The organism is Sphingomonas zeicaulis, assembly GCF_050433225.1.
Lineage (GTDB): Bacteria > Pseudomonadota > Alphaproteobacteria > Sphingomonadales > Sphingomonadaceae > Sphingomonas_D > Sphingomonas_D zeicaulis.
Window position 1 is genome coordinate 1,906,794 of sequence record NZ_JBNPXQ010000001.1, and the last position, 18,756, is coordinate 1,925,549.

Consider the following 18,756-nt stretch of genomic DNA (forward strand, 5'->3'; position numbering starts at 1 on the left):
GAACGGTGTCCTTCCCGTCCCGGCGGTGCTTCAAGGATGATCGGATACCGGCATGACCGGTGCGACGGCACTCCGACGCTCCTCCACCACGAACATCCGCGTGCCCGTGCGATCGAGGAAATTCTCCTCGTCCGCGGCGATCCGCGCCGCCACATCGGGCGCGGTCGCGACGGCGATCGCGGCGTTATAGGCGACCTGATCAGCGAACCACAATTCCGTCACCACGTCGAAATCGAAAGGCGCGGCGCCATCGCTGACGAACGCGCCGTCGAACGTCGCGAAGTTGCGGCGATAGTCGACGATGCCGGGCATCAGCGACAGGATCAGCGGCGCGTGGTTCTGCTCATAATAGGCGATGAACGCCTCACGGCTGAGATCCGCGCGCCGGCGCAGCAGGGCTATCGACTTGATCATGCGCCGCGTCCCAACAGACCGAAGAAGGCATAGGAAGGATCTTCGGGGCCCGGCTTGCCGATATAAGCGCCGTGGAGGAATGGATGCTCCAGATCGACGATCGAGGGCGAATGGATATTGGCCCAATCTGCCACGATCGCGCGATGCGCGAATTTCCAGCGGCCTTCGCGCCGCTCATATTTGTCGAAATAGCGGCCGCCGACGAGCACGTCGAACGGCCCCTCCGCCCCCTTCACCCGGTGCAGCGCGATCAGATAGACCTCGCCCTCCGCCCGGTCGCCGTCCAGAGCGATGTTGATGGTGGTGACGTTGTGATGGAGGATCTCCATCGGCGCCTGGATCTCGGGCAGCTTGTCGATGAAATCCATCGCCGGCCCCTTGGACATGTGGCCATGCTCGTCGATCGCATCCTCATGATAGAGGCTGCGCATCTTTTCATGGTCATGGCGGTCGGCGGCGTTGCAGTAGGTGGTGATGAGCTGCCGGATCGCCTCGCGATCGAGCAGTTCCTGCAGCGCCGCGGGATCGGGGCTCATGCCTGCGTCGCCAGATAATGCGCGGTCAGGCCGGGTGCGGGATCGGTATAGACGCGCTCATAGACCCGGTCATATTCGCTTTGCGCGATCAGCCAGCGACCGTCCCGCTTCACATAGCGGTCGCGATAGATCGCGGTGCCGACGGTGGTCTTGTTGCCTTCCGCCAGGTTCAGCGCATAGTCGATCAGCGTCCAGGTGCCGTCCGCCGTATCATCGTCATGGACGTCGATCACAGGCATATGGACGGTGTGCGAGCCGACAAAGCTGGACACGAACATGCCCGCCAGCGCCTCGACGATCGCCGCGCGACCGGAAAGCTGCACATGATAGCTGCCGCCGCGATAGTCGACCGTCGCATCCTCGGTGAACAGGCTCTTCACCGTCGCCATGTCGCCGGTGTCGATCGCCCGTGAATAGGTGCATTTCAGCCGGCGGATGAGCTCGATATCCTCCAGCCGCAGGCTCATGCCGCGGCCGCCTGCCGCCCGGCATGGATCGCCTCCGCCCGCGCCTTCAGTGCGCGCGCAGTGTCGTTGAACGCGCGGGTCACCCAAGGGCCGCAAAAGCGCATCACATGAATGCCGTTCCGCCCGAAGAAGGCATCGGTCGACCAATAGCGGCACTTGTCCGGCCCCAGCGCCTCGATGATCTGATCGCGCCGGGCCGGATAGGGCCAGGCCGGATTATCCTTCAACTCCCACGAGATCAGCCGTTCAGGAATTTTGGCGCAGACATATTCGAGGTTTTGCGCGGTCTCGCCAGGCATCGTATAATTAGCGAGCGTCATATACACCGGCGCGCCCATCTCCAGCGTCGATTCCGCAGCGATGCAAAACGGGTTCCACGCGCCATAATTGGGCATGTCGGTCAGCACCTCCCACACCACCGAGGCGGGCGCGTCGATGGTCACCACCTCGGACCGGACGGTGCTATCCTCGGGGTAATCGGGCAGGTTCAGATCGTCGGCCATGTGCATCATCTCCTCGCCTCGCCGGTTCGTGCCGGGCTGTCGCTCGATATTCGGATCATCGCCGACACGCGTCAACGCTTTGCGTAACGCATCCAGCCGATCACTTACGCAAATTGCTTGATCTGATATTGCCGCATCGGGATGCAGTCGCAGCCTTTCTCGCCGATGAAATTCGCGCAGCTCGCCATCATCCGCGCTTCATTCGCCTCCAGTCGCGCCGCATCGCCGACCGCATCGTAGAACAGCGCCTTGTCGGTACGCGCCGCCAGCGGGAAACACTCCTCGACCACCGCTGCATAGGGCCCAGCCCCTTCGGTCAGCGGCCGCACCACCAGGTTCTGGACATATTCGAAGTTGCTCTGCGTCTCGACCGCGACGTCGGTGTGCCCGTCCTGCCAGTTACGCCGCCATGTCTCATGATCGAGCGCCGCCGGCTTCTCGATGAACACCACCTGCGCGAAGCCGTCGGTGGGCAGGCCTGGCGGGCAGGCGCTGTTGGGCAGCGGGATCGATTCGCTGACCAGCCAGCCCTCGTACCGCGGTGCCACCCGGGCCAGCGCCTTCTCGATCGGCGCTCGCGCCGGAGGATAAGCGGTATCGACCCACATCTGCACCATCGCCTCCATCTGCGGCTGAGTGACGATGAAATGGGGGCTGCTGCCGGTGGCGACGCTTTCGTCCTGCACGTTGATCCGCAAGGCGCGGGTGTGCGGCGCGAGTTCCGCGGCCACGGCGCCCAGCAGACGATCGTTGAACGCCACGCGCGGCTCTGCCTCATCGCGCCAGAGGGCGTAGATCAGCTTTTCCATCTCCGTCCCCTCAACGGTCCCCGCGCGGCTCGCGCGGCAGACCCAGGCCGCGCTCAGCGATCAGGTTGCGCTGGATCTGGCTCGATCCCGCGTAGATCGTGTCCGCACGGCTCGCGAGATACATGTGGGTGAGCGGGTTGAAGCGATACTCGTCGCTCTCCGCCACCTGCCCCGCCAGCCCTTGCACATCCATCGCCAGATCGCCGAGATCGCGGTGCCAGCGCGACCAGTAAAGCTTGGAGGTCAGCGCCTCCTCGCCCAGTTCCTCGGTCGCCTCGTCTGACAAGGTGCGGACGAGGCCGTGCCGCATCACCTCCAGCCCGATCCAGGCATCGGCGATCCGGCGGCGCAAGCCGGTATCGTGGTCGGCACCGTTGGCGCGTGCGGTGGCGATCAGCGCGGCGAGTTCATTGCCGAACTGCATCTGCTGGACGACGGTAGAGACGCCACGCTCGAACCCCAATGTCGCCATCGCGATGCCCCAGCCCTGTCCCGGGCTACCGACGATATTGTCGGCATCGGTTACCGCGCCGTCGAAGAAGAGTTCGGCGAACTCCGCCTCCCCCGTCATCTGGCGGATCGGGCGACGGGTGATGCCGGGCTGGTCGAGTGGCACCAGCAGGTAGGACAATCCCTTCGGCCCCTTGCTCCCCTCCTCGGTGCGCGCGACGACGAACGCCCAATCGGAAATCATCCCCAGCGACGTCCAGATCTTCTGCCCATAGATCACCCAGCGCCCGCCGACCAGCCGCGCGCGGGTACGGACATTGGCGAGGTCCGACCCCGCATTGGGTTCGGAATACCCCTGCGCCCAGAGTTCGCGGCCAGAGGCGATGCCCGGCAGGAAGCGCTGCTTCTGCGCCTCGCTGCCGAAGGCGATAATCGTCGGCCCCGCCAGTTCGACGCCGATATGGCTGAGCCGCGAGGGCGCACGCAGCCGTGCGTAGAGCTCGGCAAACGCAACCTGCTCAGCGATCGTCGCGCCGCGCCCGCCATGCGCGACCGGCCAGCCGACCGCGCCCAGCCCCGCCTCGCCCAGCGCCAGTTCCCACGCCTTGCGCCGGTCATAGGCGCTGGAGAGATCGGCAATGCCGCGCAGATCCGCGAACGGCCCGTCGAGCGCGGCGGTCAGCCAGTCCCGTGCCTCATCGAGCAGGTTGCTCATCCGAGGATCGACCGCGCAGAAACGCCCCGCTCGCCGATCGTGCCGTCGACGATCGTGCGCGGCTCATGCGTCGATTTCGAGACCCGCCAACCCGCCGGGGTGCGGACATATTCGTCATGATAGAAGCTGCCGATCAGGCGGAAGCTGCCGGCACGTGGATCATAGGTCGAAAAGCCCAGGCTCCACCGCGCCGTCGCATTGTCGGCATCGAGGATCTCGATCTCGCCATTGTGGATCTGGTGGACGTCGACGATCGGGCTGTTCACCGCGATCTGGGTGAACGCCTCGATCAGTCCGTCCGGCCCGAACTTGCCGACCGGCTGATAATCCAGCTCGGCATCGGGGGTGAAGCAGGCGCGGATCGCGTCCACATCCTTGGCGTCACAGGCGTTGAGATAGCGCGCCTTGAGCTTGCGGATCTCGCTCTCCGCCTCCAGCCGCGCGATGCGGGTTTCCAGATCAGCCATCGAGTCTCACCACCTTGGTCTGGGGAACGGGATGTTCGCTGGCACCGGTCCAGCGCAGCAGCATCGTGCCCTGGTCGTGCCCGGCGGTGTCGACCCAGTTGCCATGGCCGGGGTCGCGCGCGGCGACGACGATCGTCACCGACCCATCCGCATTGGGCTTCGCGCTATGCTTGTTCACATGGACGCGATGGAACCGGTAATCGAGCGATTCCATCCAGATATTGTCGAGCTGGAAGTTCCAGAATGTGCAATCGGGCACCGGCGTTTCGATCACCAGCGCTTCGCCGGGCTCCAGCTTCCAATAGCCGTGCAAGTAGAAGATCGTCGGATCGCCGCCGGCCTTGAAGAACATCGTCTGGTCGGTGGTGGCGAGCTGGTTGAGCTGCTCCGCCTTGAACAGGTCGGTCCAGCGCAGAAAAGTCTTCGCCGTGCCCTCGACGAAGGCGACCGCCTTGGTGAAGCCCTGTTCAAGCTTGGCCAGCGTCAGCGGCTCCGGCGTCGCGCGCGGCGGATCGATCGCCTCGATCTTCACCGTCGCCGGCACCTCATTGTCGCGATCGAGGAAGGTCTGGCGGACGAGCAGCATCGAGCTGTCGTCGGCAAGCTTCAGCCAATTGCCATTGGCATGATCCTTGGAGGCGATGATCTCGAAGCTCCCATCTGCCTCGAAATGCATGTTGGCGGAATCGATCTCCCCGGTCGAGGCCATCGTGCCATCCACCGCATAGCGATTGGCCTTGGTGCCGAAGCTCAGGATCGGAACGGTACCGCGCTTGCCGGTGATGCGATAGCGCCGCGCGCCGTCGATCGAGGCGTTGAGGTAGAGATTGTCCGGATTGTCGGCGCCGATCTTCGCGGTCGGATGCGATGCCTGGTAGAAGGACGGAAAATCGGTGTCCGCATTCTCCATATGCATGTCGAGCGCGATGCGCAGCAGGCGCGAGAGATAGCGATAGCCCTCCGCCTGGTCGATCGGCGAACCGGCGACTTCGGCGTTGAACACCAGTTCGCCGGTCTTCTCCAGCCGGCGGCAGAAGTCGCGCCAGGCCTCGCCCGGCGCGACGCGATCCCCACCCCGGCTCATGGCGCCATATACTGGCCGCCATTGACGTCGAGCGACGCCCCGGAGACCACCTTGGCATAGTCGGAGACCATGAACAGCACCGCCTTGGCGCAATCCTCTTCAGGCGGAATGATGCCGATCGGGATGCGCGCGGTGATCTCGCCGACCACCTCGTCACGGTCGCGGCCACCCGCCACCTCGCGGTCGATATGGCCCCACACCGGCGCGCCACCGATCCAGCCCATCCGCGTGACGTTCACCCGGATGCCATATTTGCCGAAATCCTTGGCCATGTGCCGGGTCAGCGCGTTCATGCCGCCCTTGCCGGCGGAATAGGCGCCCTCGCCCGGGAAGGGATTGACCGTCGACATTGTCGAGACGTTGACGATCGCGCCCTTCGAGGCCTTCAGCGCCTCGAGGCAGGCCTGCGCCATGCGCAGCGCGCCGGCGCAATTGACGTTGAAGACGGAGGCATATTCCTCGACATCGGCGATGTCGGTCGGCAGCCATTCGCCGTGCATATAGGCGGAATTGATCAGCCCATCGATCTTGCCGAACGCATCCTCGGTCGCCTTCGCGAGCGCGCGGCATTGATCGGCGTTGGTCACGTCGGTCGGCAAGGCGATCGCCTCCCCGCCCTTCGCCTTGATGTCGGCGACCACCTCGTCGAGGAACGCCTTGTTGCGCGCGCCGAGGCCGACCTTCGCCCCCTCCGCCGCCGCGATCTTGGCAAGCGACTGCCCCATGCCGGGGCCTACGCCACTGACGACGATCACCTTGTCCTTAAGCAGCATCAGCCATCTCCTCTCCCGCCCATATCCTGTTGAGTTTTGGGTCGATCTCATTCGCCGTCACCGGGCAGTGCGTGCCCGACGGGCCATACATCAATGCAACGCAGCGGTTGCACGCGGTGCAGCCGGAACGGTGCGCGGCATCCTCGCGCCAGCGCGCGACCAGATCCGGATCGTGGACCAGCGAGCGCGCCATCACCACCGCCTCGAAGCCCTCGGACAGCGCCAGTTCGGCCGCCGGCAGCGACAGCACGCCGCCGAGATAGCCGAGGCCGCAGGTCACCGCCGCGCGCACCTGCCGCGCCGCCTCGAGGAAATAGAGTTCGGAGAAGCGCACCGTCTTGGGCGTCGCCATCTTGAGCAGCTTGAACTGCAGCTTCGAAAGCCAGCCCGGCTGCATCGCCGCGAGATCGTCATAGGGCAGCGGGCTGGAGAACATCACATAGCTGGACTCGATGTTGCGCCCGCCGGACAGCACCAGCATGTCCGCGCCCGCTGCCTCGAGCGCGCGTGCGGTGACGATGCCGTCCTCCACCGTCGCGCCGCCCTTGGCGCCGTCATAGAGGTTCATCTTGGCGAGCACCGCGATGCGCGCGCCAACCGCCTGCTTCACCGCCGCCAGCACCTCTGCCGGGAAGCGCACCCGCTTCTCGGCGGTGCCGCCATAATCGTCACGCCGCTTATTGGAGAGCGGCGAGATGTACTGGTTGAGCAGATAGCCATGGCCCATATGCAGTTCGACCGCATCGAACCCCGCCTCCACCGCCAGCCGCGCCGCCGCGACGAACTCGTCGCGCACCTGATCCATGTCCGCGCGGTTCATCTGGCGCTGGAAATAGCGGCCCATGAGCACGCCCATCTTGTCGATCCCGCCCGAGGACGACATCGCCCGCGGCGTCGACAATTCCTTGTGCTGCACGAAGCTGCCGCCATGGGTGATCTGCGCCGAGATCAAGGCGCCCTCGGCATGCACGGCATCGGCGATCGCACGATAATGCGGCACGCTGGTCGCGTTCATCACCCCCTGGCTGGCAAAGGTCCGTCCATCAGGCGAAACCGCGATATAGGCCAGCGTGGTCATGCCGACGCCGCCGGCGGCGAGGCGACGGTGGAATTCGAGTAGCGATCTGGTGGGGACGGAGTTGCGCGTCATCATTTCGTTCGCGCCCGAGCGGATGAAGCGGTTGGGCAGCGTGACGGGGCCGACTTTTATCGGCGTGAATGCGATGCTCATTGGGATAGCTCCCTTCGAAGCCCCTCCCCTTCAGGGGAGGGGTTAAGGTGAGGGCGAGCGCGGCAAGCCAGACGACCGACCGTCGCGCCAAACCGCCGATATCGAGCGAGGGCTTTGACTCCCCCGCCCCACCCCCTCCCCTCAAGGGGAGGGGCTAGGTTCGGCGCGACCTCAGCTGTCATCGCCCACCTCAATCGAAATTCGCCTGGCCGCCATCCAGCGGCACCGTCGCCCCCGTCAGATAGCCGAACTCCGGGCCGCACAGTGCCGCAACTGCCCGGCCGATATCCTCTTCACAACGCCCCACCCGGCGCAGGGGAATCGTCCGGAAGAACGCCTCGGCCTCGTCCGGCCGCGCCTCGATCCAGGCCTTGAGGCCTGGCGAGTCCGCGTGCGGCGCGATGGTCAGCGCGCGGATGCCGTCCGGACCCCATTCGGCAGCGGCGGCGCGGGTCAGCACGCGCGTCGCCTCCTTCACCGCCGCATAGGCGCCATAGCCGCTCATATCCCATCGCCGCGCCGCCGAGGTGGCGAGGTTGACGATGACCCCGCCCGCGGCGCGCGAAAGGTGCGGGTGGCACGCCTTCATCAATCGGAAGCTCGCCAGCGGGCCGGACGCGAAGCCGGCTTCGAACGCCGCGTCGGTCACATCCGCAAGCGGACCCAATGGCACTTCCTGCGCATTGTTGACGAGGATATCGATGCCGCCGAGCGCCGCCGCGACAGCATGGACCAGCCCAGCGATCGACGCCGGATCCTTCACATCGCAGGCGAAGGCCTCCGCCTGTCCGCCGGCGCTCGCGATCTCCGCCGCGACGCTCTCCACCTTGGCCTGCGTGCGGCCAACCACCGCGACCCGGGCGCCGGCCGCGGCCATCGCAAGCGCGATACCCCGGCCGACGCCCTGCCCCGCCCCCGTGACCAGTGCCACCTTGCCGTCGAGCGTTCCCATGGTTCAGGCCATCAGGCTCGGCGCGCAGCCGGGCAGCGCCGGTTCGTAATGACCCGCCGTCCAGCCGCCATCGACAGCAATCTCGGCGCCGCTGATGTAGCTCGCCTCGTCGCTGCATACGAAAAGGGTGGCGCGTGCGATCTCCTCAGGCTCGCCGATGCGCTGTAGCGGCACACGCCTGAAATGGCGTGCGTTGACCGCTTCCGCCGTCTCGCCGCCGGGATTGCCCATCTCCGTATTCACCCCGCCAGGGTGGATCGAGACGACGCGGATGCCGCACGGCCCGAATTCATAAGCATAGGATTTGGTGATGCCGCGCACCGCCCATTTGCTGGCGGTATAGGCGACGAGACCATTGCAGCCGCGCAGCCCGTCCACCGACGAGATGTTGACGATCACGCCCTTGCCATTCGCCTTCAGCGCCGGCACCGCATGCTTCACCCCCATCATCGTGCCGATGAGGTTGATGCCGAGCACGCGCTCGACATCCGCCTTGCGCAATTCCTCGGCGGCGCCAAAATGGGTTACCGCGGCGTTGTTGACGAGGATGTCGAGCTTGCCGAACCGCTCCCCTGCGTGCGCCACGATCGCGGCCCAATCCTCTTCCTCGCGCACGTCCAGTCGCCGGAAGGATGCCGCGTCGCCGATCTCGGCTGCGACCGCATGGCCCTTCTCGTCCAGCACGTCGCCCAGCACCACCTTCGCCCCTTCCGAAGCGAAGAGCCGCGCGGTCGCCGCACCCATCCCCTGTGCTGCGCCACTGATGATCGCAACCTTGCCGGCGAGTCGTCCCATCCGCATCCTCCTGTCGGCCGGCTGACACCGGCTCTGTTACGCAAGACTCGGCATATCGACGCAATATGTCAAGCTTTGCGTGTTGATTTGCGAACTTCATTCTGCAATTTAACGAACCGAAACGAGCAATCCGCCGGAATGCGAAGCGGATGCCAGCCGAGAGGATCGGGCATGACAGAAGCGATTTTCCCTAAAGGCGCTGCCATGGTGATGGGCGGCACCGGTGGTCTCGGCGCCGCCGCCGCGCGCGCGCTGGCTCGCGACGGCAGCGATATCGCGCTGTGCTTCCGGTCGAAGCGCGATGCCGCCGAGGCCATCGCCGACGAATTGCGCGACTTTGGTCGCAGCGTTTCGCTCCACGCGGTCGACGCAACCGATCCGGCGACGATCGATGCCGCGCGCGACGCCGCCGTCGCCACGCACGGCCGCGTCCACACCATGGTGTGGGCGGCGGGGCCGCTGGTCGACCAGCTCTATCTCTCGCAGACGCCGCTGGAGAAATGGAAGCGCGCGATCGACGTCGAGGTCCACGGTTTCTTCGCCGCCACCCAGGCACTGATCCCGCATTTCCGCGAACAGGGCGGCGGCTCCTTCGTCCATCTCGGCTCGGCGGGCGATCTCGCCTGGCCGCCGCGCGACGGCCTGTCGGTGGCGCCCAAGGCCGCCAACGAGTCGCTGGTGCGCGGCATCGCGCGCGAGGAAGGCGGCCATGGCATCCGCGCCAACACCGTGCTGGTCGGCGTGATCGACGCGGGCATGTTCCACGAACTGCTCACCCAGGGCCAGTTCGACGACAAATGGGTCGCCGAGGTGAAGGCGCAACTGCCGCTCGGCCGCTGGGGCCAGGCGGAGGAGATCGGCCACGCCGTCTCCTTCCTCGCCTCGACACGCGCAGGCTACACCACCGGACAACAACTCGCCGTAGCGGGCGGCTACGGCATCTGATCGAGCGGAGGGGAAAGACTATGAGCCAGGTAAGCGACCGCGCGACGCTCGCCGCGCGCGCCGAGGCGGCGACGGGGTTGAGCGATTTCGGGGATCCGTGGATCTTCGAAAATCTCGACGCACTGATCCCGGTGCTCAACAGTGAGTCCGAGCTGACCGAGATCGGTGTGGCGGGTGCCGAGACGATGATCGTCACCGCGCTGTCCAACCGCCTGCGTCATGTTCAGCTCATCAAGGATCATCCCGAGATCCTCGATGAGGAGATCGATGTCGCCGCGGTCGTCGTCGGCCTGCCGCGCACCGGCAGCACGATGCTCCATCGCATGCTCTCCTCGGCGCCGGGGATGACTGGAGTAAAATGGTGGGAGGCGCAGAATTATGCACCGTTCGCGGACGAGCAGCCGGGGAATCCCGAGCCGCGTCGCGAAGCCGCCAAATATTATCTCGATTACATGCTCGAACATGCACCCGACCTGATGTCGATCCATCCGATGAGCATCGACCAGTCGGACGAGGAACTCATCATCCTCGGCCTTCTGTTCTCGTCTACGATGATCGAGGGGATGTATTACGTTCCGAGCTACGCCCGCTGGCTTGTCGAGAACAGCCGCACGCGCTGCTATGCGGATCTCAAGGAGATTCTGCAGTCACTTCAGTGGCAGGACAAGGGGCGCAAGGGTGCGAAATGGGTGCTCAAGACGCCGGGCCACCTGATGGCTCTGGACGGCGTTCTCGAGACCTTCCCAGACGCGAAGATCGTGATGACGCACCGCGATCCGGTGCAGACCGTCCCCTCCTACTGCTCGATGATGACGACGCTCTATCACATGGCGTCGACGGTCGATCGCGAACGGATCGGTGCCTTCTGGGAAAAGCGCCTCGCCGAACTGCTCGACCTGTTCATGTCGGTGCGCAGCAAGGCCGGCGCGGAGAGCTTTATCGACGTCCGCTACACCGACACCACCACCAAGCCGATCGAGGAAGGCAAGCGCGTGCTGACCGAGGCCGGCATCACTGTGACACCGGAAATCGTGGCCGGCATGGCCGAATGGGTCGAGGCCAACAAGCGCGAGGGCCGCGCGCCGCACCGCTATGCGCTTGAGGATTTCGGCCTCACTCGTGAACAGGTGGAGCATGATTTCGCCGACTATCGCGCCGCCTTCCTCAACGAAAAGGTGCCGGCATGAGCCCGCTCGACACGCTGATCGCGATCGAGGCGGTCAAGCGCTGCAAGGCGGAATATTTCCGCTGCATCGACGAGCAGGACTGGGAGGCGCTGGTCGCCAACTTCACGCCCGACGCCGAAACCGACATGCGCGAGGCGGTGGAGCCGCACAATCCGGACCTGCTGTCGCACGATCCCAGGGCGTTCGCGCAGAACAACGCTTTTGTGCTGGGCCAGGTGAAGACCGCCCATTTCGGCTATATGCCGCGGATCGACATCGTCTCGGAGACCGAGGCTAAGGCGATCTGGTCGATGGAGGACTGGCTCTGGGTGCCCGAGGGGCATCCGGTGCTCCCACCCGGGCGGATGCATGGCTGGGGCCATTATGAGGATCGCTATACGAAGGTCGGCGATCGCTGGCTGATGTCGGCGACGCGGCTGACCCGCATCAAGCTGGAATATAGCTGATGCTTGGCCCTCTCGATGGCAAGCGTGCACTCGTCACCGGTTCGAGTTCCGGGCTTGGGGAAGGCATCGCGCTGCGGCTCGCGCAGGAAGGTGCCGCGGTCTGCCTGCACGGGCGCGATGAGGAACGACTGGCGGCCGCACGTGCCCGGGTGGCGCAGGCGGGCGGCGTCGTCCATGCCGTCAGTGGTTCGCTCTCCGACGACGACGGCGCAGCCGCCGTGTTCGCGGGCGCCGAGGCCGCGCTCGGCGGCATCGACATCCTCGTCAACAATGCCGGTGGCGAATCTGCCGGCACCGGCACCATGCAATGGCTCGATGTCGACGCGGAGCTTTGGAACAGGGCTTACAACTCGAACGTCGGCTCGATCGTGCGGCTGGTGCGGCTGGCGGTGCCCGGCATGCGCGAACGCGGGTGGGGCCGGTTCATCCAGCTGTCCAGCGAAAGCGCCGATTTTCCGATGACGGTGATCCCCGACTATCAGGCTGCGAAGCTGGCGATCCGATCGCTCACCCGCAGCTTGGCAATGGCGCTGTCGCGCACCGGCATCACCAGCAACAGCATCAGCCCCGGCCTTACCCATTCGGACGGGCCCGACCGCTGGCTGAAAGGCATGGCGAAGACGCAGGGGTGGGACGATGACTGGGCATCGATCACCGCCCATGTGCAGGACGAGATGATCTCCAACTTCGCCGGACGCATCGGCGAACCCGCCGATATCGCGCATGTCGTCGCCTTCCTGGCCGATCCGCGCGCGGGCTTCATCAACGGCATCGACATTCCGGCGAATGGCGGCCGTTGACCTTTGGGCTGAAACATTCCGAAAGTAGTGGCAAATAAGAGATCCGGCCGCGGGCAGCGCCTGCGGCCGGATCAGTCAAGGGTTGGACGCCGGACCGCTGGCGTCGAACAACGGCCCGGACATCGCGAGGGAGAGACTAAGCCATGCCCCATCCGCGCGTCGTGCGAGCTTTGCCATGACGGATCACGCGACGATCCCCGACGCGCCTTCGGATGATCCAGCGACTGGCGAGACGGCGGCGCTGCTTGCGGCCCTCCGTCGCGCACTGCGCGGTGCGGGCTGGACGCAGTCCCGCCTTGCCGCCGAACTGGGTGTCGGAAGTGCCACGGTGAAGCGCTGGCTGCATGGCCGCGGGCTCAGCCTCAATACGCTTGGCCGCCTCGCAACGCTCGCCGGCACCAGCCTCGCCGAACTCACCGACGAAAGCAGACTGGCGGCGCAGGAAAATGATCATCTGACGCTGGCGCAGGAAGAGGCGCTGACCCAGGATCCCAACATCTCCACGATCTTCTTCCTGATCGTGAAGGGCTGGCCGCTGAGCGAGGCGACCGAGGGCTTTCATATTCCCCCCGAAGTGGTCGAACGCCATGTCGCCAAGCTGGAACGGCTGGCGCTGGTCGACCGACTCCCCGGCGGCCGCGTCCGCGCGCGACTTAGCCCCGCCCATGCGTGGCAGCGCGTGCCGATGCGCCGCCATTTCGAACGCAACCTCAAGCAGTTCTTCTCTTCGATCGACTATGCCGATCCGCAGACAATCTTCGGCGCGGAAACCGTGAAGCTGTCGCCGTTGGGGGTGGCGCGGATGCGCGAACGCATCGAGGCCTTCCGCGCCGACTTGCGCGCGATCGAACTGGACGACCGGCGCACGGCGGCGTTGCCGGGGGAGTGGCACGCAGTGCTGGCGGTGGCACGATCGATGAAAACGCTGATCGGACCTTAGCGACGTGCCCGATGGACTTGCGTCACATCACCCCGGCACGAACAACTGTCCCACCTTGCCCCCATCCACTGGCAAACATGCCCCCGTCACGAACGAGGACCGGTCGGAGAGCAGGAACAGCACCGCCTCCGCAATCTCCTCGGGCCGCCCACCGCGCCGCATCGGGATTGTTTCCGACACGCGCGCGTTGCGCTCCGGATCAGCGGCTGCGAACGCCATCGTCGCCGGCGTCATTACCTGCCCAGGCGCCACGACGTTGATCCGTACCCCGTGCGGTGCCGCCTCCGCCGCGGCGACCGCGCTGAAATGGATGAGGGCCGCCTTCGACGCCGAATAGCTTGCCATGCCCGGCATCGCCCGCAGCCCATTCAGGGAGGAAATGTTGACGATCGCGCCCGAGCCTTGCGGGATCATCACTCGCATCGCCGCCTGCGTGCCGACGAACACCGCCTCCGCATTCACCCGGAAATCCGAACGCCACTCGGCAATCTCGAGATCGAGCACATCCTTGTAAGTGACCGCCATCGCATTGTTGACCATCGCATCCAGCCGGCCATGGCGCGCCGTAATATCAGCGACGAGGGCAGCGAACGCCGCGGCATCGCCCACGTCCAGCACATGCGACTCGACCGATCCGTGCCCGGCGATCTCGTCACGCGCCGCGCGCAGCACCTCCGGCCGCCGTGCACAGATGACGACATGCGCACCCTCGCGCGCCAGTAGCGCGGCAGTGGCGCGGCCGATGCCGTCGCTGCCGCCCGTTACGATCGCCACGCGTCCATTCATCTCGCCCATTATCCCGCCTCTCCCGCTCATAAAAACACCAATGCATGGGCTTTTGGTCGATCACCCTCTTGACGCCCCGCTTGATTGGTTTAGCCATTCGATCAGCACTCGCTTCACTGTTTGCGTAAAGAGCGTCGTGTTATAAAGCGCAAGTCATAAAGACGAAGGAGAGGGGCAATCTGATGGCCAAGGGATTTTCCGCGTAGCGAATGCCGCGCCGGACCGCGCAAAGAGCAAGCAGCCGGCGCGGATGGCGACATGATCTAAAACCCGTTCAGCGCGAACCCGATACGGGCGTGTTGACCGGGCTGGCCGCACATGCGGCCGTCCAGAAACGGCGTCGATCCAGGAGAGGATTAATGCGCTTCACAATCGTCGCGCTGGCGCTTGCCGGCGTTTCTAGCTTTTCGACCGTCGCGTACGCGCAGGATGCCGCCCAAGGCCCGGCACCCCAGGCGGACCCGGTCAGCGAGACCGCGCTCAGCGATATCGTCGTCACCGCGCAACGGCGCGAGGAAAGCCTGCAGAAAGTGCCCGTCGCCGTCACCGCGATCGGCGCCGAGGCGATCGACACGTTGCGCGTCACCAACGTCAAGAACCTCGCTGGCCTAGCGCCCAGCCTTCAGATCCAGACGCAGGGCCTGCAAAGCAACCCGTCGATCGCGATCCGCGGCGTTGCCTCGGGCGTGTCGAACAATGCGGTCGATCCCAAGGTCGGCATCTATCTGGACGGCGTCTATATTGGCCGCACCGTCGGCTCGATCTTCGATCTTGCCGATATCCAGCGTGTGGAGGTGCTGCGCGGTCCGCAAGGCACATTGTTCGGCCGCAACGCGACCAGCGGTGCGATCAGCCTCGTCAGCGCGCCGCCCACCGGCGAGTTCGAGGTGCGCGGCAACGTCTCCTACGGCAATTATGACGCGATCCGCGGCAAGGTCGTGATCAACCTGCCGCAGTTCGGACCCTTCTCGATCAAACTCGCCTATCTGCACGACCAGATCGATGGCGATGCGACCAATCTGCTGGGAGGCCAGACGATCGACCTGTCGCTGCGCGATCCCCGCTTCGGCAGGCTGACCTTCGCGCGCAAGCTGGGCGTGCGTAATATCGATGGCGGGCAGGTCGCGGTGCGCGGTGAGTTCGGCAACCTTACCGCCGACTATCGCTTCGACTATACCGACGCGCGCACCACCGGCCGCGCGATCCAGAGCCTGGGTGTGATACCCGACCAGTCGGGCCAACTGCTCCAGCCGATCGTCAACCTTCAGCCCTTCTTCGGCGGCATCACCAACTACGCGCCCGACGAACGGCTCGATGCGGTGGCCAACGGCACCAGCGTCGAGCATGTCGTGACGCAAGGCCACAGCCTGACACTGGCGCTGGAAGCGAATGACGTGCTGACGGTGAAGAGCATTACCGCCTTCCGCAAGTTCCGCCAGGATCCCAACATCTATGATCTCGCGGCGACCGGCGGTCTGCGCTTCAGCTTCGCTCAGTTCGCGGCGTTCATCACGCCGGGGCTGACGCCGGCGCAGATTCAAGGGATTTTGTTCAACCCGGCCAATGCGCCGGGACCCAACGATTATTTCTATTCGCTGCTTACATCGCGTGACACGCGGCAGAAGCAGTTCAGCCAGGAACTTCAGTTCCAGGTACAGACCGACAATTTCGATCTCACGGCCGGTCTCTTCTACTTCCACGAGAATTCGCCGGCGGTCGATCTGCTCGGAATTCTCTCGCCGATCCCCGGCGGCCGAGTGGTGCCGAGCCCGCTCGACGCCGCGTTCGGCAGCGGCACCACCGACACGCTGTCGATCAACGATTCGATGGCGGGCTATGCGCAGGGCACGTTTCACATCGGCGATACGATCGATATCGCAGCGGGCCTGCGGTACACGATCGACGATCGCCAGTTGGAGATCTTCAGCATTGCCGGCGGCCAGGGTGGCCAGCTCGGCATCGGCAAATACAAGGTCTCTTTCGAAAAGCTCAACTATACCGGCATCGTAACCTGGCGGCCTACCAACACCGCCACTCTCTATGGCAAGATCTCCAGTGGCTATGTGGCGGGCGGCATTCTCAGCGGCATCCCTTACAAGCCTGAGACTCTGATCTCCTACGAAGTCGGCGCCAAGACGCAGCTTTTCGACAACCGACTGCGGCTTAACTTCGCCGCATTCTACAGCGACTACAAGGATCTGCAGACACAGAACTTCATCAATGGACGCCAGTTCTTTGATAATGCCGGCAAGGCATCGATCAAGGGGTTCGAAGTCGAAGCGGATTTGATCCCGCTGCCTGGCCTGACGTTGAGCGGCAATATCGGTCTCGCCGACCTCGACTATAAAACTTTCATCCTGAACGGCGTCGATGTCGCGGACGTCGCACGGACGACCTACAATTCGCGGTGGACGGCCCGTGCGTCGGCGCAATATGACGCGCCCGAATTCGCCAACGGCAGCCATCTGCAGGGCCGCGTGGAAGGGCGCTACCGCAGCGCCTATTATCTGACCTCCACGCCCTTCATCAACATCACCACCGGCCAGGAAGCGCTGGAGGATCTCAACCGTCAGCCTGGATATTGGCTGGTGGACGCGCGCGTCGGCCTCGTCGACCTGCCGATCGGCGGCAGCAAGATCTCGATCTCGGCGTTCGGTCAGAACATCTTCGACAAGGATTATATCGCCTTCGGCGCGCCAGTGCTGTCGCTGGTTGGCACCTATGAAAGAGGACGGACCTATGGCGTCGAACTCGGCTTCGCATTCTGACGCCCCCCGGCTCGACGGGCGCGTCGCGCTCGTAACCGGGGCCAGCCGTGGGATCGGGCGCGCGATCGCCCAGCGGCTGGCCGCAGCCGGCGCGACGGTGGTCGTCACCGCGCGCTCGGCGGCGGCGCCGGCCGCGCTGCTTCGCTTCGGCACCGAGCAGCGGGTGGCCGGCACGCTCGACGAAACGGTGGCGCTGATCGAGGCGGCGGGCGGCAAGGCGATCGCCCTGCCCGCCGACCTCGAAGACCGTGGGCAGCGCGAAGCGCTGATCGACCGTGCCGCGGAAGCCGCCGGCGGGCTCGACATCCTCGTCAACAATGCCGGCTTCGCCGATTATGCGCGCGTCGAAGACATGACCGACGATACCTTCGCGCGCACCATGCTCCATTATCTGGAGGTGCCCTTCGCGCTCAGCCGCGCTGTCGCGCCCCGGCTGCGCGCGGCGGGCGGCGGCTGGATCGTCAATATCGGCTCGGTCACCGCGCTGCCGCCGATCCGCCCTTATCTTGATTATGCCCGCGCCGGCGGCGACACCGTCTATGCCGCAGTCAAGGCGGCACTCAACCGGTTCAGCCAGGGCCTTGCCGCTGAGCTTGTCGATGCGAACATCGCGGTCAATGTCGTCGCGCCCTCCACCGCGATCCGCACCCCGGGCGCGGCCCAGCTGATCCCGGAGGGCTATCCGACCGAGGATGTCGCCTATCTCGCCGAGACGGTGCTCGACATGTGCCATCTGCCGGCCGCCGAGCGTACCGGCCGCATCGCCTATTCGATGCAATGGCCGCATGATCAAGCGCTGACCGTAAGATCGCTCGATGCGCGCGACACACTGGCACCGGCTGAGCCGCCGGCGCTGTCGCACCCCGGCATCGTCGCACTGGCAGAATGGGCGTAATGCGCCGGCTGGAGGGCAAGGTCGCCGTCGTCGCGGGTGCCGGTGGCATCGGCACCGCGACCGCCGAGCGGCTGGCGGCAGAGGGCTGCGCGGTGATGCTGGGCGACCTCGATGGTGGCTCGGCCGTGCAGGCGGCTGCCGCGATCGAGGCAACCGGCGGCATGTGCGCCGGCATGGCTTATGACGCGGCCAACGACGACGCCGTGGCGGCGCTGGTCGCCGCTGCGGTCGAGCGCTTCGGCCGGCTCGATTTCATGCACGCCAATGCCGCCAACATGCGCGCGATCCGCGAGGACGGCGATGCGATGACCTTGTCGCTCGATACGTTCGATGCGACCGTTGCGGTCAACATGCGCGGCACGCTCAGCTGCGCGCGCCACGCCCTGCCCCACCTCGTCGCCAATCGCGGCGCCTTCGTGGTCACCTCATCGTCGGCAGCGCATATGGGCGAGCCGGAACGCGTGGCTTACGCGATGACGAAGGCGGCGGTGAACGCTCTCGTCCGCCACATCGCCAGTCGTTGGGGCAAGGAAGGCGTGCGCGCCAACGCGATCGCGCCCGGCATGGTCCTGACCGCGCAGATCAAGCAATCGATGCCGCAGGAATTCCAGGATCAGGTGCTTGCCGTGCATCGTCACTGGCGGCTGGGCGAAAGCGAGGACATCGCAGCGATGGTCGCCATGCTCTTCTCGCCGGACGGCGAATGGATCAATGGCCAGGTCATCGCGGTCGACGGCGGCGCATCGCTGAGGCCCTAGGTCAGTCGGATGAGGGGTTACGCTCGCACGGCGAG

The 18,756-nt window shown here is 65.4% G+C and carries 21 protein-coding genes; 8 read left to right on the forward strand and 13 right to left on the reverse strand.

Features of this window, described 5'->3' with window-relative positions:
• Nucleotides 1–30: 30 nt before the first annotated feature.
• The 12 genes from FHS96_RS08945 to FHS96_RS09000 form a co-directional block, all read right to left on the reverse strand.
• Nucleotides 31–414: an EthD domain-containing protein gene (locus FHS96_RS08945; RefSeq protein WP_429589463.1), complete on the reverse strand. Its 384-nt coding sequence runs from the start codon at nt 412–414 to the stop codon at nt 31–33.
• Entirely contained in the window at nt 411–950 is a 540-nt protein-coding gene (locus tag FHS96_RS08950; protein WP_429589466.1) for a nuclear transport factor 2 family protein, read from the reverse strand. Before FHS96_RS08950 ends, FHS96_RS08945 begins: the two co-directional genes overlap by 4 nt.
• The gene (locus tag FHS96_RS08955) at nt 947–1,417 is read right to left on the reverse strand and encodes a nuclear transport factor 2 family protein (RefSeq protein ID WP_429589468.1); all 471 of its coding nucleotides are present in this window, start codon (nt 1,415–1,417) and stop codon (nt 947–949) included. Before FHS96_RS08955 ends, FHS96_RS08950 begins: the two co-directional genes overlap by 4 nt.
• Entirely contained in the window at nt 1,414–1,920 is a 507-nt protein-coding gene (locus tag FHS96_RS08960; RefSeq protein WP_429589471.1) for an SRPBCC domain-containing protein, read from the reverse strand. Before FHS96_RS08960 ends, FHS96_RS08955 begins: the two co-directional genes overlap by 4 nt.
• A 104-nt stretch (nt 1,921–2,024) precedes the next feature.
• Nucleotides 2,025–2,729 (reverse strand): EthD domain-containing protein, encoded by a 705-nt coding sequence (locus FHS96_RS08965; protein ID WP_429589474.1) that lies wholly within the window; start codon nt 2,727–2,729, stop codon nt 2,025–2,027.
• 10 nt (nt 2,730–2,739) lie between these two features.
• Nucleotides 2,740–3,894, reverse strand: coding sequence for an acyl-CoA dehydrogenase family protein (locus FHS96_RS08970; protein ID WP_429589477.1), 1,155 nt, complete (start codon nt 3,892–3,894; stop codon nt 2,740–2,742).
• Nucleotides 3,891–4,361 carry a nuclear transport factor 2 family protein gene (locus FHS96_RS08975; protein WP_429589480.1) on the reverse strand — a complete coding sequence of 157 codons (471 nt, stop codon included), beginning with the start codon at nt 4,359–4,361 and terminating at the stop codon, nt 3,891–3,893. Before FHS96_RS08975 ends, FHS96_RS08970 begins: the two co-directional genes overlap by 4 nt.
• Nucleotides 4,354–5,445: a DUF1214 domain-containing protein gene (locus FHS96_RS08980; protein ID WP_429589483.1), complete on the reverse strand. Its 1,092-nt coding sequence runs from the start codon at nt 5,443–5,445 to the stop codon at nt 4,354–4,356. The genes FHS96_RS08975 and FHS96_RS08980 overlap by 8 nt, the downstream gene beginning before the upstream one ends.
• Entirely contained in the window at nt 5,442–6,218 is a 777-nt protein-coding gene (locus tag FHS96_RS08985; protein WP_429589486.1) for an SDR family oxidoreductase, read from the reverse strand. Before FHS96_RS08985 ends, FHS96_RS08980 begins: the two co-directional genes overlap by 4 nt.
• The gene (locus FHS96_RS08990) at nt 6,208–7,449 is read right to left on the reverse strand and encodes an NADH:flavin oxidoreductase (protein ID WP_429589489.1); all 1,242 of its coding nucleotides are present in this window, start codon (nt 7,447–7,449) and stop codon (nt 6,208–6,210) included. Before FHS96_RS08990 ends, FHS96_RS08985 begins: the two co-directional genes overlap by 11 nt.
• Nucleotides 7,450–7,639: 190 nt before the next feature.
• A complete protein-coding gene (locus tag FHS96_RS08995; RefSeq protein ID WP_429589492.1) occupies nt 7,640–8,401 on the reverse strand; it encodes an SDR family NAD(P)-dependent oxidoreductase in 762 nt (253 codons plus the stop codon).
• Between the two features lie 3 nt (nt 8,402–8,404).
• Nucleotides 8,405–9,196, reverse strand: a complete 792-nt coding sequence (locus FHS96_RS09000) for an SDR family NAD(P)-dependent oxidoreductase (RefSeq protein WP_429589495.1) — start codon at nt 9,194–9,196, stop codon at nt 8,405–8,407.
• Between the two features lie 171 nt (nt 9,197–9,367).
• Here FHS96_RS09000 and FHS96_RS09005 point away from each other — a divergent pair, with 171 nt between their 5' ends.
• The 5 genes from FHS96_RS09005 to FHS96_RS09025 all read left to right on the forward strand — a co-directional run bounded on the left by FHS96_RS09005 (nt 9,368) and on the right by FHS96_RS09025 (nt 13,514).
• Nucleotides 9,368–10,141, forward strand: coding sequence for an SDR family NAD(P)-dependent oxidoreductase (locus FHS96_RS09005; protein ID WP_429589498.1), 774 nt, complete (start codon nt 9,368–9,370; stop codon nt 10,139–10,141).
• A gap of 20 nt (nt 10,142–10,161) precedes the next feature.
• Nucleotides 10,162–11,328 (forward strand): sulfotransferase family protein, encoded by a 1,167-nt coding sequence (locus FHS96_RS09010; RefSeq protein WP_429589501.1) that lies wholly within the window; start codon nt 10,162–10,164, stop codon nt 11,326–11,328.
• Nucleotides 11,325–11,774, forward strand: coding sequence for a nuclear transport factor 2 family protein (locus FHS96_RS09015; RefSeq protein WP_429589504.1), 450 nt, complete (start codon nt 11,325–11,327; stop codon nt 11,772–11,774). The genes FHS96_RS09010 and FHS96_RS09015 overlap by 4 nt, the downstream gene beginning before the upstream one ends.
• The gene (locus FHS96_RS09020; RefSeq protein ID WP_429589507.1) at nt 11,774–12,574 is read left to right on the forward strand and encodes an SDR family NAD(P)-dependent oxidoreductase; all 801 of its coding nucleotides are present in this window, start codon (nt 11,774–11,776) and stop codon (nt 12,572–12,574) included. The genes FHS96_RS09015 and FHS96_RS09020 overlap by 1 nt, the downstream gene beginning before the upstream one ends.
• A 175-nt stretch (nt 12,575–12,749) precedes the next feature.
• A complete protein-coding gene (locus FHS96_RS09025) occupies nt 12,750–13,514 on the forward strand; it encodes a helix-turn-helix domain-containing protein (protein WP_429589510.1) in 765 nt (254 codons plus the stop codon).
• Nucleotides 13,515–13,541: 27 nt separating this feature from the next.
• Here FHS96_RS09025 and FHS96_RS09030 read toward each other — a convergent pair whose 3' ends face one another.
• Nucleotides 13,542–14,288, reverse strand: a complete 747-nt coding sequence (locus FHS96_RS09030) for an SDR family NAD(P)-dependent oxidoreductase (RefSeq protein WP_429589513.1) — start codon at nt 14,286–14,288, stop codon at nt 13,542–13,544.
• Nucleotides 14,289–14,659: 371 nt separating this feature from the next.
• Here FHS96_RS09030 and FHS96_RS09035 point away from each other — a divergent pair, with 371 nt between their 5' ends.
• The 3 genes from FHS96_RS09035 to FHS96_RS09045 are packed head-to-tail and all read left to right on the forward strand — an operon-like array spanning nt 14,660 to nt 18,721.
• Complete coding sequence (locus FHS96_RS09035) at nt 14,660–17,068, forward strand: TonB-dependent receptor (protein ID WP_429589516.1); 2,409 nt, start codon at nt 14,660–14,662, stop codon at nt 17,066–17,068.
• Nucleotides 17,040–17,963: an SDR family NAD(P)-dependent oxidoreductase gene (locus FHS96_RS09040; RefSeq protein WP_429589519.1), complete on the forward strand. Its 924-nt coding sequence runs from the start codon at nt 17,040–17,042 to the stop codon at nt 17,961–17,963. Before FHS96_RS09035 ends, FHS96_RS09040 begins: the two co-directional genes overlap by 29 nt.
• Nucleotides 17,954–18,721, forward strand: a complete 768-nt coding sequence (locus tag FHS96_RS09045) for an SDR family NAD(P)-dependent oxidoreductase (protein ID WP_429589522.1) — start codon at nt 17,954–17,956, stop codon at nt 18,719–18,721. Before FHS96_RS09040 ends, FHS96_RS09045 begins: the two co-directional genes overlap by 10 nt.
• Nucleotides 18,722–18,756 lie beyond the last annotated feature (35 nt).

Excerpts from the sequence above, each read along its gene's own strand:
- FHS96_RS08945 (WP_429589463.1), bottom strand. The coding sequence starts at position 414 with ATGATCAAGTCGATAGCCCTGCTGCGCCGGCGCGCGGATCTCAGCCGT.
- FHS96_RS08950 (WP_429589466.1), bottom strand. The coding sequence starts at position 950 with ATGAGCCCCGATCCCGCGGCGCTGCAGGAACTGCTCGATCGCGAGGCG.
- FHS96_RS08955 (WP_429589468.1), bottom strand. The coding sequence starts at position 1,417 with ATGAGCCTGCGGCTGGAGGATATCGAGCTCATCCGCCGGCTGAAATGC.
- FHS96_RS08960 (WP_429589471.1), bottom strand. The coding sequence starts at position 1,920 with ATGGCCGACGATCTGAACCTGCCCGATTACCCCGAGGATAGCACCGTC.
- FHS96_RS08965 (WP_429589474.1), bottom strand. The coding sequence starts at position 2,729 with ATGGAAAAGCTGATCTACGCCCTCTGGCGCGATGAGGCAGAGCCGCGC.
- FHS96_RS08970 (WP_429589477.1), bottom strand. The coding sequence starts at position 3,894 with ATGAGCAACCTGCTCGATGAGGCACGGGACTGGCTGACCGCCGCGCTC.
- FHS96_RS08975 (WP_429589480.1), bottom strand. The coding sequence starts at position 4,361 with ATGGCTGATCTGGAAACCCGCATCGCGCGGCTGGAGGCGGAGAGCGAG.
- FHS96_RS08980 (WP_429589483.1), bottom strand. The coding sequence starts at position 5,445 with ATGAGCCGGGGTGGGGATCGCGTCGCGCCGGGCGAGGCCTGGCGCGAC.
- FHS96_RS08985 (WP_429589486.1), bottom strand. The coding sequence starts at position 6,218 with ATGCTGCTTAAGGACAAGGTGATCGTCGTCAGTGGCGTAGGCCCCGGC.
- FHS96_RS08990 (WP_429589489.1), bottom strand. The coding sequence starts at position 7,449 with ATGAGCATCGCATTCACGCCGATAAAAGTCGGCCCCGTCACGCTGCCC.
- FHS96_RS08995 (WP_429589492.1), bottom strand. The coding sequence starts at position 8,401 with ATGGGAACGCTCGACGGCAAGGTGGCACTGGTCACGGGGGCGGGGCAG.
- FHS96_RS09000 (WP_429589495.1), bottom strand. The coding sequence starts at position 9,196 with ATGGGACGACTCGCCGGCAAGGTTGCGATCATCAGTGGCGCAGCACAG.
- FHS96_RS09005 (WP_429589498.1), top strand. The coding sequence starts at position 9,368 with ATGACAGAAGCGATTTTCCCTAAAGGCGCTGCCATGGTGATGGGCGGC.
- FHS96_RS09010 (WP_429589501.1), top strand. The coding sequence starts at position 10,162 with ATGAGCCAGGTAAGCGACCGCGCGACGCTCGCCGCGCGCGCCGAGGCG.
- FHS96_RS09015 (WP_429589504.1), top strand. The coding sequence starts at position 11,325 with ATGAGCCCGCTCGACACGCTGATCGCGATCGAGGCGGTCAAGCGCTGC.
- FHS96_RS09020 (WP_429589507.1), top strand. The coding sequence starts at position 11,774 with ATGCTTGGCCCTCTCGATGGCAAGCGTGCACTCGTCACCGGTTCGAGT.
- FHS96_RS09025 (WP_429589510.1), top strand. The coding sequence starts at position 12,750 with ATGACGGATCACGCGACGATCCCCGACGCGCCTTCGGATGATCCAGCG.
- FHS96_RS09035 (WP_429589516.1), top strand. The coding sequence starts at position 14,660 with ATGCGCTTCACAATCGTCGCGCTGGCGCTTGCCGGCGTTTCTAGCTTT.
- FHS96_RS09040 (WP_429589519.1), top strand. The coding sequence starts at position 17,040 with ATGGCGTCGAACTCGGCTTCGCATTCTGACGCCCCCCGGCTCGACGGG.
- FHS96_RS09045 (WP_429589522.1), top strand. The coding sequence starts at position 17,954 with ATGGGCGTAATGCGCCGGCTGGAGGGCAAGGTCGCCGTCGTCGCGGGT.